Raw genomic sequence first — 14138 nt, forward strand, 5'->3', positions numbered from 1 at the left:
ATGGTTTCCTAACAATGCAAAGGTTTTAGAGGAATTATAGGTTGCGTATAAAAAAAGATTTGCTAGTGTTCCGAAATACATAAATATTTATGATTTTAATTTAGATAAGTCTAGATTAGTTTTATCAGTTTTTCATATCTAAGCCTTGTTGACGGTGATCTAAACACTTGTAGTACGTGACTTAGAGTAGCTAGATCAGATTAGATGATTTTTTGGATCATAATCTACATAACAGTTTTTAGCATTATTCTGATAGTAATTACTCTTAGTAACAAGGTCGTATTGTATACTTTTTAGTAAAAAAGACATTTATTACAAAATGCGTCATAGTTGATGTGAAATAAATAAATTTCAGGTTTTCTTAAGGAAATACCAAGATTGGTATGCTTAGACAGAAAGTGGAGGTGAGACTGTGAGCGATGAAAGTGTTTCAGAAGTCGGGGTGGGAGAACCTGCAACCTCTGAAGATGCTAGCTTTTTGAGCAAATCAGAGCAAAAATTAAATAGGGTCTGGTTGAAGCCATTATTCTTAGGTGCTGGTTTAGGAATTGCGATCGCCTTGGCTGGGATGGGTGTATTAAATCGTCTTTCATCTCGTCAACAAAGTGTGGTGGCAGATAAAAAAGTCAACCCAGCAATGACAGTTACCACCGCCACAGTAGAAACCGCCCGTGTTGTCCGTACTCTCAAAACCACTGGGACTGTAGCAGCGAGTGATTTAATTCCGGTGCTACCGCAGACAAATGGCTTACAAATTAAAAGCATCCCTGCAAATGTGAAAGAAGGAGCTTTTGTCAAACAAGGTCAAGTGTTGGCGGTGTTGGATGGTTCCATAGTACAAAGCCAAATTAGCCAAGCAAAAGCAGATGTGGAATCCAAACAAGCAGATGTGGAATCTAAACAAGCAGATTTAGCATCCAAGCAAGCGGATTTGGCATCAAATAAAGCAATAGTCCAGCAAAAACAAGCCGATTTAGCTCAAGCCAAGGCAAAGCTAGAGGAAGCAGCCAAGAATTATCAGCGCTATCAACAACTTGCTGACTCTGGAACGATTAGTAAGCAAGAACTCGATACTCGTTCTTACGCCGTAAAAACTGCCATAGAAGTTGTAAACCTGGCTCAAGAAAATATACGTAGTGCCCAGGCTAATATCGGCAGTGCCCAAGCTAATATTGGTAACGCCCAAGCGATCATCAACAGAGCTAAAGCTGATGTCCGCAGCAGTGCTGCTAAGGTGCAACAACTACAAACTCAGTTAGGACAAACGGTGGTGCGTGCGCCGGTTTCGGGAGTAATTGCTGAAAAACTAGCTAGAGTTGGTGATGTTACTGGTATACCACCACAAACCCAGGTAGGGACTGTGATTGGTGGTACACAAAAGCTATTTTCGATCATCCGAGATGAAAAGCTCGAACTTCAGGCGAAAGTGCCCGAAACTCAACTAAATCAGGTGAAAATTGGCGCATCGGTGCAAATTACTTCTGATGTCGATCAACGCGTGCGATCGCAAGGACGAGTCAGGGACATACAACCACAGATAAACGATCAAAGGCGTGAGGCGACGGTAAAAATTGACTTACCGCCAACAACTTTACTTAAACCAGGGATGTTTGCTCGTGCGGTAATTACGACTAACTCAGGGATGAGAATGGTAGTACCGCAAAAAGCAGTGCAATCCCAAGCAGACGCAAGTGTAATTGTATTCATCTTATCCGGCCAAGATATAGTCCACAGCCAGAAAGTAGAGTTAGGAGATCCTGGTAATGGCGACACAGTAGAAATCAAGAGTGGTTTACAGTTAGGCGATCGCGTCGTCGTTGATGGTGCAGGTTATCTCAAAGATGGCGACAAAGTTCGAGTTGCAGAGTAAAAGGGAATGGGAGACAAATCAATTCAAAATTCAAAATGACGCTCTCTACGAGATGCTAAAAGCGTAGCTTGCTTCCCTGTAAGGGTACGCGGACTCGCTAACGCTGCGCTAACAAAATTCAAAATTAAAGAATTTCTGCCTTCTGCCTCTTCTTCTCCAATGACTAATGACTAATGACTAATGACTTTTAATATCTCAGCTTGGTCGATCAAAAAACCTGTTCCCACAATAGTTTTATTTTTAATTTTGACGGTTGTGGGTTGGTTCTCCTTCATATCCTTGGGGATTGATATTAATCCCAATATTGATGTGCCAACAGTTTCGATTAAAGTCACCCAACCAGGTGCAGGCCCAGCGGAACTAGAATCCCAAGTGACGAAAAAAATTGAAGATGCCGTCGCAGGGTTGGGCAATATCGATTATATGGTTTCTACCGTCAGCGATGGAAGTTCTCAGACGACAATCAATTTTGTTTTGGGTACAGATAGCGATCGCGCCACCAATGATGTTCGGAATGCGATCGCTCAAATTCGCCAAGACTTACCCCAAGATATCAACGACCCAATTGTAGAACGCTTAGATTTTTCCGGCGGCCCAGTAATCACTTATGCAGTTAAATCAGATCGGCGTTCTGTAGAAGAATTAAGCAACCTCGTAGACCAAACCATTAGCCGCGCCTTATTGGGAGTCCGTGGTGTAGCCCAAATTCAGCGTGTGGGTGGGGTTGACCGAGAAATTCGCATTAATCTTAATCCTGACCGCTTACAATCTCTAGCAATTACCGCCACCCAGGTAAACGACCAAATCCGCGCTTTAAACATTAACTTACCTGGCGGACGCGCTGAAGTTGGTGGTAGCGAACAAAGTATTCGTACTTTAGGAAGTGCCACCAGTGTAGATATTTTGAAAACCTACGAAATCCTCCTACCACAAGGGGGTTCCGTACCTTTATCCAGCTTGGGAACTGTAGAAGATAAATTTGGTGATGTACGTCAAGCCGCCCGCTTGAATAATCAACCCGTGGTAGCTTTTCAAGTATTGCGTAGTACTGGCAGCGTTCTGGTGACGGTGGAACAAGGAGTGAAAGCAGCAATCAAAGAACTGGAAAAAACGCTTCCCCCAGATGTCAAGCTGGATTTAATTTTTACTAGAGCCGATATTGTCCGCCAATCTTACCAAAGCACCATTGATGAGTTGATTCAAGCTTCGGTGCTGGCAGTCATCGTTATTTTAGTATTTTTACGAGATTGGCGAGCAACATTAATTACAGCAATTACCTTACCCCTGTCAATAATTCCCACCTTTGCAGTGCAGCAAGCCCTTGGTTACACCCTCAACAACATGACTTTGTTGGCATTAGCGCTGGCGGTGGGCAACTTGGTAGATGATGCCGTCGTCGAAATTGAAAACATGGAACGACACATGGCTATGGGTAAGTCAGCTTGGGAAGCTGCTTTTGACTCTTCCGACGAAGTAGGATTAGCGGTAATCGCAAGTTCCGCAACGATTATTGCCGTATTTCTACCGGTTGCCTTCATGGGTGGGATTCCGGGGCAGTTTTTCCAACCATTTGGCGTTACCGTTGCCGTTTCCACAATTTTCTCAACTCTTGTCGCGCGGATGGTGACGCCGATGATGGGGGCGTATCTTTTAAAAGAGGCAGGGGAGCAGAGGGGCAGAGGGGCAGAGGGGCAAAGGGGCAGGGGAGTAGTAAAATTCTTTAATTTTAAATTTACACTTCCAGGTAGCGGGAATGGAAGTAGAAAACTTGGAGATGAAAAGCGTCAGGGGTTTCAACCTTATAGATCGCTTTTACAGTGGGCGTTACGCCATAGATTGACAACAATGGCGATCGCCTCAGCTTTTTTTATTGCCAGTCTGATGCTAGTGCCTTTGATTCCCAAAGGTTTTGTTGATGATGGCGATTTTGGCATTTCTAACGTATCTATAGAACTACCTCCTGGTTCCACATTAGAGGACGTTAACAAGGTAGTCACACAAGCGACTGACATCATTCGGCAAAACCCAGTAGTTGAACGTGTACTAGCAACGGAACAAATCAATTCTGCAACCCTTGCGATTAATCTCAAACCCAGAGAGGAACGAAATATTTCCCAAAAACAGTTTGAGGAACAAGTGCGCCCTTCCTTTGGACAAATACCAGGAGCTAGAATTAGTTTCCAAAGTCAATCTCCTGGTGACAGTCGCAAAGCTTTATCAATTGTCCTCAGAAGTGAAAATCCCCAAGCATTGAATCAAGCTGCTGATGCCCTAGAAAAGCAGATGCGATCCGTCGCTGGATTGGTAGAAGTGTCTTCGACTGCGAGTTTGGTGAAACCAGAGATTTTGGTAATTCCTAACCCGCAACGGGCAGCAGATTTGGGGGTGACTGTGCAAGCGATCGCTCGTACTGCTTCTCTTGCTACCATCGGCGACAATGATGCCAACTTGGCGAAATTTAATTTAAGCGATCGGCAAATCCCCATTCGTGTCCAAATCGACCCGAAAGCCAGGGCTGATATCAACACAATCACCAATCTCCAAGTCTCCAGTCAAAATGGTAGATTAGTTCCCCTTGTGGCTGTTGCAGATATCCGCTTTGGTAGCGGCCCTGCTACCATCAACCGTTACGATCGCGCCCGTCAAGTTGCCGTAGAAGCCAACTTGCAAGGGATTTCTTTAGGAGAGGCAGTCCAGACAATCAACAAACTACCTGTGATGCAGAACTTACCGTCAGGAGTAATACAGCAACCTTCAGGTAGTGCCAAAATTATGCAAGATATTTTCGGTCGCTTTGGCGGTGCATTAGGACTGGCATTAATGTGTATCTATGCAATTCTGGTGCTGCTGTATAACAATTTCCTGCATCCATTATCAATTATGGCAGCCTTACCCTTTTGTTTAGGCGGTGCATTGGTAGCGTTGATGGTTGCCCAAAAACCCTTGGGAATATATGCCTTGATTGGCATCGTGTTGCTGTTAGGGATTGTCACCAAAAACTCGATTCTGTTAGTTGACTATACCATCATCAATATGCAGGCAGGTAAAACCCAACGTCAGGCACTCATAGAATCAGGCGTGTCACGTCTGCGCCCGATTTTAATGACTTCTTTCGCAACCATCGCCGGGATTCTGCCCCTAGCATTAGGAATTGGTGCGGGTTCTGAAGTTCGCCAACCAATGGGAATTGCAATTATGGGCGGTTTTACAACTTCTACTCTGTTGACACTGGTAGTAGTACCAGTGATCTTTAGCTACATTGACAACTTCCAGAATTGGATTAAGGATACATTGCGCTATGGCTTTGGTAAGAAATCACTGCGCCCATAAACATTAGAAACGCGATTAGGGAGTGACAAATAAAAAAATATCCAATTAACTCCTGTAGGGTGGGCATCTTGCGCGCCATACAAACTGGGCAGACAAGATACCCACCCCAAAATATTGGCTAATTTATTAGCCCAAAATCAATACATTTCTATTCTCTAGCAATGACAATATCATTAGACTTAATAACTGCATAAGCTTCTTTTCCCTCAGATAGTTCCAACTCTTCTGCGGAAGCTCTGGTGATAATTGAAGTTAATTCTACTTTATGAATAATCTCCAGAGTTACCTCACTATTAACTGCTCCATAAACAACTCGTTTAACGACACCTTTAAGAATATTGCGAGAGCTAACTTTTAGTGATTTCTTTTGAATACTACTTTCTATCTCAGGTTTTTGAGTGTAAATATTTTCCTGTTCTTCCTGCTGAGTTGATGGTGATATTGGTGCTGAAGATTGCTGAGTAAGACTACGCACAAGTTCCCGCAGAATCTCAGTCTTGGTACGTTGAGAATGTTCACAGAACTCCTCTAGAATCTTGCGCTCATCCTCTGAGGTTTGAAATGTAACCCATCCTTGTTCTTTTCTTGGCATAATAATATTATCAGTTTTGGTTATCTTGGTAATTTGCTTATCTTGGTAAAATTCTACCAAGTATCAATTCGATATGTCGTTTTAGTAGTAACATTTTTTTTGTCAGGCTTTTCGACATTTTTATCGCAAATTAATCAACTAATCTCATATAGTTAACTACATAATTTATTTTTTTCTAAATGCGAAATATTTTGTTACTAGAAATTGTCTCAATCATCACTAAAAGATTACCAACTAAGATGGTAATATATTTATCTGTGGTATTTGTTTAGAATAGCGATGCCTACGACAGGTTAATCTGATAGAAAATTCCGCAGGCGTAGGCGTAGCCCGTCGCAGACATCGCGTGAGTGCCGTAGGATTATTTAACGTGAGTTCACAGCCAGGGGATGAAACACCTAAAATCGCGTTCTCAAGACCTGCGGAGTTTATTTGAGAACAATATTACCATTGAATACGTGGCAGAACCCCTGAAAGCTATGCCAGCTGATGCAGAGGTAAAAGAAGTGCTGCATTGGATGCAGGCACAAAATTTTGATGTTATCGGCGTTGAGACGGGAGATATTATTAGCGGTTATGTAGAACGCTCTAGTTTGATTCCAGGTAAAGAAGGCAAATGTAGCGACTATCAACGGGTGTTTCATCCCAAAGAACTAATTGCTATTTCTACCCCATTGATAAAGTTGCTACCCATTTTGCAACAAACTCCGCGATTGTTTGTTTTGGATTGCAATCAGGTAAGTGGTATTGTTACCTGTGGTGACTTGCAGAAAGCACCTGTGCGAATGCTACTGTTTGGCTTGGTAACGCTGCTAGAAATGAATTTGCTGCGGCTGGTGCGGATTTACTATCCTCAAGATTCTTGGCAAAAAGTCCTTAAACCTGAGCGCTTACAAGTTGCTCAACGGCTATGGCGAGAGAGCCAAGAAAGAAACGAAGCCACCGATTTGTTAGATTATTTGCAATTTTGTGACAAGCGAGAGTTGATTTTAAATCAACCAGAACTTCTCCAGCAACTAGGACTAAAATCAAAACGGTTTGGCGAACGCTTCCTCAAGTCTGCTGAACAGTTGCGAAACCGATTAGCTCACGCCCAAAATTTAGTTAGTGGTTCCTCTTGGACAGAGTTGATTTCTCTCGCAGAAGCGATGGAAAAACTGTTAATTCACTGTGAGGAAGTTGAGTGAATTTTTCAGCATTACAAAGCATTATTTAACCATTTTGTCAAGTCTGCTGCTGTGCAGAAATCTAACAGTGCTGCGCTATGATAAAACCCAGCTTTAATACGGCTTGTTGAGTGAATCACTCACTTGAGTACCTGTATAATTGGGAACCCAGCCTTCGGCGATCGCAAAATAGCGTATCCCTTTGAAATTCAACGATGCAGTTGGACTACACCAATGCTCAACGCCTGCGGGGATGTGGAGATAATCTTGTGCCTGAATTAAAAGCTGTACTTGGCTACCATCAGGACGCACAAAGCCATAGATCATTTCTCCTGCCAACACGTAGAGGGGTTCAGCGGCAGGATGAGTATGGTAACGTCCGTAGGTTGCTATCAGCTGGTGAAGATTGAGAGAACCTGGATGCACATTTAGCAAGTCACACCAGATACCGCCATTTTCTTGCTGAATAAATTCAAAGACGCTGTTATGGAGTTCTACACAATAACGTTTCTCAGCTTCAGTTAAAACGTCCTGGTCTAGCAGATCGGGAAAGAGTAGCGATGTTCCTGGGTCGTAGTGTCTAAGTTCAATACCAAGAGACTCAAGCTCACGAGCTATTTCGCCTAAGTCGCTCTCAATCTTACCGTCGTCAAGTAGTAGGTTAGCCATGACAAAAAGACTAATTAACTGTTAAAAAGAGTATACCCAATTTTTATAGAAAAAGCCACCATTTCCGACTGAGAAACCGGGGATTGGGGATTGGGGACTAGGGAGTAGGAGATCGGAAGTAGACATCTAAATAATTGGCGTAGGGACTAATACCCTGTGCGAAGCCGCTTTGCGTCTACATGAATTGTCCCTACAAAGGGTTTCAGGTAATGCATATTTAATTTTCAAACATTGTCTAGTAAGAAATAGGAAATAGGGATTAGAGAAGAGTTTTCTAATACCCAATCCCCAATACCCAATACCCAATACCCAGTCCCCAGTCCCCAATCCCCAATCTCCAATCCCCATTAAAAAATTTATCCCCAGAATGATGCTCATTGGTACCACTAGCATCTAAGCTAGTACGGGTGAACTATATGCAGCATGGAATGTCTGACTTAATTCTGTTTTGGCACCGGCGCGATTTACGCATTTCTGATAATACGGGACTGGCTGCGGCAAAACGGCAGAGTCCGAAGGTGGTGGGCGTGTTTTGCCTCGATCCGAATATTCTGGAACGGGATGATGTTGCTCCTGTGAGAGTAACTTATATGATTGGCTGTTTACAGAAACTCCAAGAACGATATGCTCAAGCTGGTAGCCAGTTGTTAATACTCCACGGCGATCCTGTACAAGCGATACCAGCTTTAGCAGAGGCAATAAATGCCAAAGCTGTTTTTTGGAATTGGGATGTAGAACCTTATTCACAAGAACGCGATCGCACAATGATAAATGCCCTCAAAGAAAAAGGCATTGAGTTTCTTAACCAAAATTGGGATCAAATCCTCAACTCTCCAGATGAGATCCGCACGGGTGGTAACAGTTATTACACAGTTTATACTCCCTTCTGGAAAAATTGGATTACTAAGCCAAAGGCTCAACCAGTAGAAACACTACAAAATGTTGAGGGTTTAACGGAAGCTGAACAGAAAATTGCCAAACTTGGAGGAGCGATCGCATTACCTTCAGCGAAAGATTTAGGGTTTATTTGGGATGAACAATTGATTATTTCACCGGGAGAGGCGGCAGCGCAAGAACGATTAGAAGAATTTACTAATAAAGCGATTACTGAATACCAAGAACAGCGAAATTTCCCCGCAGTTGACGGTACATCACAACTGAGTGCGGCTTTGAAATTTGGGGTAATTGGCATTCGCACCATTTGGCAAGCCACTATAGAAGCACTGGAAAACAGCCGCAGTGAAGAAACAGCAGTTAATATCCGCACATGGCAACAAGAATTAGCTTGGCGGGAGTTTTTTCAACACGCAATGTATAACTTTCCCGAATTAGCTGATGGTGCTTTCCGCGACACTTTCAAAAACTTTCCCTGGGAAACTAACGAAGCACATTTCCAAGCTTGGTGTGAGGGGAGAACAGGCTACCCCATTGTGGATGCAGCAATGCGCCAGTTAAATGAAAGCGGCTGGATGCACAACCGCTGTCGGATGATTGTTGCCAGTTTTCTCACCAAAGACTTGCTAATTAATCCCCAATTGGGAGAAAAATATTTTATGCAAAAGTTGATTGATGGAGATTTATCTGCTAACAATGGCGGCTGGCAATGGAGTGCTTCTAGTGGTATGGACCCTAAACCTGTGAGAATTTTCAACCCAGCCAGTCAAGCACAAAAATTTGATCCAGATGGCGAATATATTCGGCAATGGGTATCAGAATTGCGGTCTGTAGATACAGAATATTTAGTTACTGGTAAAATTCCACCTTTAGAACGTCATGCTGTTGGCTATCCCGATCCAATTGTGGATCATCAAATACAACAACAGCAGTTTAAACAGCGTTATCAGCAGCAAAAAGCTCTTAGTAATGGCAAGTAAAATTGTGAGTTTTTGAATGGTTGTTTAGGGTTTATATTATGATATACAGCATTTTGCTGCCAGTAGCGCCGCAGCAGTTCACGTCTTGACAGGTAAGCGAGAAATTGTCCATAACATGAGCAAAAAGATTAAGTAAATTGCGCCAACCAGCCCAAACTCAATCAGAGGAATATAGGTTACTTCATAAATTCTGCCTAAGCCGCGTTCAGTTAGTGCATAAACGGCCAGTACACTTACTACAAAGGCTCCGTAGATAGTACGTTTAATCCAGATACCCACAGGTAGACCGTGAAGCTGAGTAAGCACCATAATGCCAAGAAAACCAAAGAGAAATGTTGGCCACTTGCTTTGTCCGAGCATCAATGACACAACGACACTATGTAAAACCACCGTAATTTCTAAAGAGAATGTCCACCAACGGTTTACATGGCTGCGGTTAAAGATTAACGACGATTGGAGCAGAAGCAAGAACATATAGAGAAAACCGATTAAGTGCCCTAAAGTCGCTTCCATTGGATGATACCAGAAGGTGTAGATAGCGGCAAAGGAAAAAAAGTAGCCGTGGTACAGCTTGATAATTTGCAAAAATTGTTGATGGAATGGAACAGAATTGCCAAAAAATAAACCGCGTCGAGGCGTTTCCAAAATCAGTACGAATACCAGTAGAAGGACAACCGCACCTTGGGAAGCCCAAATGGAAGTATCTTGAGCTAGAGCATCGTACCAAATATAGGTCTGGAGAAAGTGTAAAGCGATGAATACACCATTAATGGCAAGCATGAGGTAATTAATCGGGTGCAAGGCTGATTTATATTTCAATTGCGATGCCTGCGGCGGGCGTAGCCATCGCTGCGCCCATAAGATACACGCCCAGATGCTAAACTGATGCCCAAGGTACATACTCCAAGCCGTCGCTCGACTCCAAAAGGTGGGGTTTGGAAGCTTCCAGTAGTACCAGTTTAATCCTTGGTCAGGAAGTTTAATGATGCTTGCAGGAATACTCCCACCTAACCAAATTGCATAGGTGAGGAGGATGCTTACAAAGATGCCTAAAAACAATACTCGGCGACCTATCATAGTAATTTATAATGCGTAATTCGTAATTCTTAAATTAAGACCTAGATTTTCAGGCGACACGTTCTGTGTTTGGTTCAGATGCGCTTTTAGTCACTCGCAAACTAAGAGTCAAAGCTGTCAGCATTAGTAAAAATCCACTCAAAAAAGGAGCAGAACTCCCAAGTTTCATAAAACTAACCCCTGCCCACATTGGGCCCCCAATGCGTGCCAATGCAGAGCAAGAACTAGCAATTCCTAATATTTGTCCTTGCTCTTCTGGGGCTGTCATCTGGGAAATCCGGCTGTTCAATATTGGTTGACTAACACTAATTCCCCATGCCATAAGTGTGGAGGCGACTAATAATAAAGTTAAGCTTTGTGAGAATCCAATTAAGAGTAATCCTGAACCTAACCCTAATATCCCCAAGATAAGTAACTTGATTTCACCCAATTGTTTTTTGAGCAATCCGATGAGTCCTCCTTGAATGATTGTGCTTACAATCCCCATGAAGGCAAAAAGATAACTAGTTTGTTGAGGGCCCCAGTTTAATTGCTGTTTAGACCATAAAGCCAATGTAGAATCCATAGCTGCAACAGCAAAGGTAACTAAAAAGTAGATACCAACAAGCACACAAAACTGGGGACGTTGTGAAAGTTGTAGCAAGTTCAGCCGTCGTTGACGGTAGCGATGAACTTGGTTTTTGACTTTAGTCTCAGAATTTAGGGATTCTGAAAGTAACATCAAAGCACAAAGAAATGCCAATAAAGATAATCCGGCTGCGAACAGTGACGGTAGATGGAAGTTAGCGTTGTCCCGATCAGACCCGATCAGAAGACCTCCAATAGCTGGGCCGAAAATGAAGCCAAGACCAAAAGCTGCTCCGATTATCCCCATACCACGAGCGCGGTTAGCGGGCGTGGTAATATCTGCTATGTACGCCTGAGCAGTGGCAATATTCCCTGACATAATCCCGGCAAGACTACGGGCAATAAACAAAATCCATAATGAATTGGCAAAGGCTAACCCTGCGTATGCAATTACAGAACCGAATGAAGTCAGTAATAAAATTGGACGACGGCCGTAGCGATCGCTAAATCTGCCCCATAATGGTGCAAATAAGAATTGCATTAAAGAATAAATAGCTACAAGTAAAGTTGCTTCATTAGGTTTTGCACCGAATTGTTCAGCATACAAAGGCAGTATCGGTAGGATAATTCCGAAGCCGAGCAAGTCTATAAATACAGTCAAGAATAAAACGAATATAGCCCTGCCATTATTTTTACTCTCCATCTGTGCAATTCTCTTTTATAAAAAATATGTATAGCTCGGATTAGTTTTATGGACATCAGGGAATGCTTGATCATAAAAATCCATTGAATGCAACCAGTAATCACCTCAAGCAAAAGGCATTAATCTGAGTGTGGTTGAGCAAGATAGCGTGGAATAAACCCATGATAAAAACCAAACCAATAATACTACTAATAAAAGCAACTATTAACTCGTGCTTTCGGATAGCTTTTTGGATCTTGGTATCTATGATGTTTTCTAATTCTTTGTATGACATGGAGTTGAATTTAGCTAAATACAAGAATTATATTGAATTTATCTACTAAAGTAAGTGGGTAGGAATAATTAAAGGTTTATAGTCAGCAAATCCAGTTTTATTTTCAGGGCTGGAGTCTATAACTACAATCAATTGAATTAATATCATGTAATATATAGCAATCCGATAGCGAAGCGGTAGCGAGTCAGACGCTCCTGCGTCGCTAACGCTGCGCTATCGAGCATCTTTGATTTCTGAATCACTCGTAGAGGTAAGAGACTGGGGACTGGGAAGAAGGAATAAAGGTGTACTGAGTTTTGTTCAAAAATCAAATATGAGTCCTATATGTTGATTTATTCTTACCCACTTACATAAGTTTGAGTATGTCCAAAACCTCTAGCTTATTAAATGAAATCTATTTGCACACCCTGGAAGTATCAAGTGCGTTGGCGTAATTTCAAAACGGTACCTGAAATACCAAAAGCTAATATTGCCAGGGTATAAGTTGATTCGGGAACTGCAAGAATACTTACCTGATTAATGGCCAAGCCGTATTGTGGAGCAGAACTGCTAAAAACGAGTCGCGAGATGTTTGCAGTGTCACTACGAATCCCCAAAAAGACTGCCGAATTATCTAATGCTAGGGACGAAACATTTGGAACTGAAAAACTACCCAATAGGTTATTAGTGTTATCAAAAGCTGTGATAAAAGTTTCAATTTTCAATTTACTAGTATCTACAGCTATCTGAGTACCAGCGCCAAAAACAGGCTGGGCAAAACTAATGCTAAAAGGCCCGCCGTTCCCCTTAGTACCAGGATCAGGAGTACCAGGAGGAAGAGGTATAAAACCTGTTGGATCTATGCCTCCAAAGAGAACAAAATCTCCTTGAGCGAAGTTACTCCGAATGCCAGGGGAAGGTAAAGTTTGAAAGACAAACGGTGGAGTAATCCCAGGATTATTAGTTGGAGCTATATTTATATCCAAACTTAAACCATCCTGGGATGTTGTGGAGAAAGAGTTAGGTAAAAAAACAGAAAAATCAGGAGCTACCGGATTGAATACTTTACCTAAACTCCCCCAATCAACTTCATCATTACCTCCTAAAGCAGCGCGTTCAGTTACTAAAAATGTAGCTGCTTTAACTGGTAATGGAATAACCGTTACTATCGCTGTAATTACTGGTAAATATTTGATAGACAACTTGAATAATTGATTGATCGTAAATGCCACTCGCCTTACTCCTTAACTTTTTAGAAAATATCATCAAAATGCAATAATTCAACACCCAGCATGAGGCAATGCATTGCTGTAGTTGAGAGAGTTGTACCCCTTTGGGGAAGCAAGCTACGTGCAGCATCTACCTTTGGGAGAAAGGGAGACGCTAGTACAAGAAGGCAAAAGTAAAAAGGCAAAAGTAATTAGAAGTACTAACAGTAATTGACATGATATAGGACTCCTATTTGATTTTTGAACAATCAAGCTGCCTAGAAGCTTGACATACAAAGCTTGACTTCTCAGTATACTGAGCAAGATTCAAGTAGGATTCCTATATATACCTGTACAGGTTTGCATATCAAATGTATTTGCTCATTGTAATACTTGCATAGTACAAGGAGCGAAACTATGAATTTTTGATGAAGTCTACTTAAAGATAATTAATATTTTAGGATTTACACACTGTAAAAATTAACCATAATGTGTATTACGATGTTTAGTCTTTTCAGGTGCTTCGTCTAACCCTGATTTACTTCGCATATTTGCGTAGGCGTGGCCTGTAGACATGGCTGAAATATCCCAATTGCGTGTATTACCTATGTAGGATATGTAAGTCCTAGCACTTTTATATATCTCGTGAAAGAAAAATACGTTGCGTTCTTGTGTCAGAAAATATGCAAACGGCGATGTCTCCGACGGGCTACGCCTACGTACCTAAATCAAAATTGCCGAATTTTCAGCCGAGTTTTCATAATTTCTGATACATTACCGCAAATGCGCTGATATTTTAATTTCCCTTCTTCATAAATTCCGCAAAAAC

Annotated in this window: 10 protein-coding genes; 4 read left to right on the plus strand and 6 right to left on the minus strand. The window is 42.0% G+C overall.

What is annotated here, in order from left to right; genetic code table 11:
* Positions 1–412: 412 nt before the first annotated feature.
* Together V7L07_RS33135 and V7L07_RS33140 are read left to right on the plus strand one after the other, a co-directional pair.
* Positions 413–1870: an efflux RND transporter periplasmic adaptor subunit gene (locus tag V7L07_RS33135; protein ID WP_335063850.1), complete on the plus strand. Its 1458-nt coding sequence runs from the start codon at positions 413–415 to the stop codon at positions 1868–1870.
* A gap of 180 nt (positions 1871–2050) precedes the next feature.
* Positions 2051–5200: an efflux RND transporter permease subunit gene (locus V7L07_RS33140; RefSeq protein ID WP_335063852.1), complete on the plus strand. Its 3150-nt coding sequence runs from the start codon at positions 2051–2053 to the stop codon at positions 5198–5200.
* Between the two features lie 148 nt (positions 5201–5348).
* Here the strand turns inward: V7L07_RS33140 and V7L07_RS33145 are convergent, their stop codons facing one another.
* Positions 5349–5792 carry a TOBE domain-containing protein gene (locus V7L07_RS33145; RefSeq protein WP_335063853.1) on the minus strand — a complete coding sequence of 148 codons (444 nt, stop codon included), beginning with the start codon at positions 5790–5792 and terminating at the stop codon, positions 5349–5351.
* Between the two features lie 389 nt (positions 5793–6181).
* On the opposite strand from V7L07_RS33145, the gene V7L07_RS33150 reads away from it, so the two are divergent.
* Positions 6182–6979, plus strand: a complete 798-nt coding sequence (locus V7L07_RS33150) for a hypothetical protein (RefSeq protein ID WP_335063855.1) — start codon at positions 6182–6184, stop codon at positions 6977–6979.
* Positions 6980–7072: 93 nt separating this feature from the next.
* Here V7L07_RS33150 and V7L07_RS33155 read toward each other — a convergent pair whose 3' ends face one another.
* Entirely contained in the window at positions 7073–7627 is a 555-nt protein-coding gene (locus V7L07_RS33155; RefSeq protein WP_335063856.1) for an acireductone dioxygenase, read from the minus strand.
* A 428-nt stretch (positions 7628–8055) separates the two neighbouring features.
* Between V7L07_RS33155 and V7L07_RS33160 the strand changes: the two genes are divergently transcribed.
* A complete protein-coding gene (locus V7L07_RS33160) occupies positions 8056–9501 on the plus strand; it encodes a deoxyribodipyrimidine photo-lyase, 8-HDF type (RefSeq protein WP_335063857.1) in 1446 nt (481 codons plus the stop codon).
* 78 nt (positions 9502–9579) lie between these two features.
* Here the strand turns inward: V7L07_RS33160 and V7L07_RS33165 are convergent, their stop codons facing one another.
* The 4 genes from V7L07_RS33165 to V7L07_RS33180 form a co-directional block, all read right to left on the minus strand.
* A complete protein-coding gene (locus V7L07_RS33165; protein ID WP_335063859.1) occupies positions 9580–10578 on the minus strand; it encodes a hypothetical protein in 999 nt (332 codons plus the stop codon).
* A 49-nt stretch (positions 10579–10627) separates the two neighbouring features.
* Positions 10628–11848, minus strand: coding sequence for an MFS transporter (locus tag V7L07_RS33170; RefSeq protein ID WP_335063861.1), 1221 nt, complete (start codon positions 11846–11848; stop codon positions 10628–10630).
* A gap of 100 nt (positions 11849–11948) precedes the next feature.
* Positions 11949–12122, minus strand: a complete 174-nt coding sequence (locus tag V7L07_RS33175; RefSeq protein ID WP_335063863.1) for a hypothetical protein — start codon at positions 12120–12122, stop codon at positions 11949–11951.
* Positions 12123–12538: 416 nt separating this feature from the next.
* Positions 12539–13333, minus strand: coding sequence for a hypothetical protein (locus tag V7L07_RS33180; protein ID WP_335063865.1), 795 nt, complete (start codon positions 13331–13333; stop codon positions 12539–12541).
* Between the last annotated feature and the right edge of the window lie 805 nt (positions 13334–14138).

It is taken from the genome of Nostoc sp., from assembly GCF_036916985.1.
In the GTDB taxonomy this organism is placed as follows: domain Bacteria; phylum Cyanobacteriota; class Cyanobacteriia; order Cyanobacteriales; family Nostocaceae; genus Nostoc.

What these genes read in the sequence shown, in the direction of transcription:
- V7L07_RS33150 (WP_335063855.1), top strand. Translation starts at nt 6,182, where the DNA reads ATGAAACACCTAAAATCGCGTTCTCAAGACCTGCGGAGTTTATTTGAG.
- V7L07_RS33175 (WP_335063863.1), bottom strand. Translation starts at nt 12,122, where the DNA reads ATGTCATACAAAGAATTAGAAAACATCATAGATACCAAGATCCAAAAA.
- V7L07_RS33170 (WP_335063861.1), bottom strand. Translation starts at nt 11,848, where the DNA reads ATGGAGAGTAAAAATAATGGCAGGGCTATATTCGTTTTATTCTTGACT.
- V7L07_RS33155 (WP_335063856.1), bottom strand. Translation starts at nt 7,627, where the DNA reads ATGGCTAACCTACTACTTGACGACGGTAAGATTGAGAGCGACTTAGGC.
- V7L07_RS33165 (WP_335063859.1), bottom strand. Translation starts at nt 10,578, where the DNA reads ATGATAGGTCGCCGAGTATTGTTTTTAGGCATCTTTGTAAGCATCCTC.
- V7L07_RS33145 (WP_335063853.1), bottom strand. Translation starts at nt 5,792, where the DNA reads ATGCCAAGAAAAGAACAAGGATGGGTTACATTTCAAACCTCAGAGGAT.
- V7L07_RS33160 (WP_335063857.1), top strand. Translation starts at nt 8,056, where the DNA reads ATGTCTGACTTAATTCTGTTTTGGCACCGGCGCGATTTACGCATTTCT.
- V7L07_RS33140 (WP_335063852.1), top strand. Translation starts at nt 2,051, where the DNA reads ATGACTTTTAATATCTCAGCTTGGTCGATCAAAAAACCTGTTCCCACA.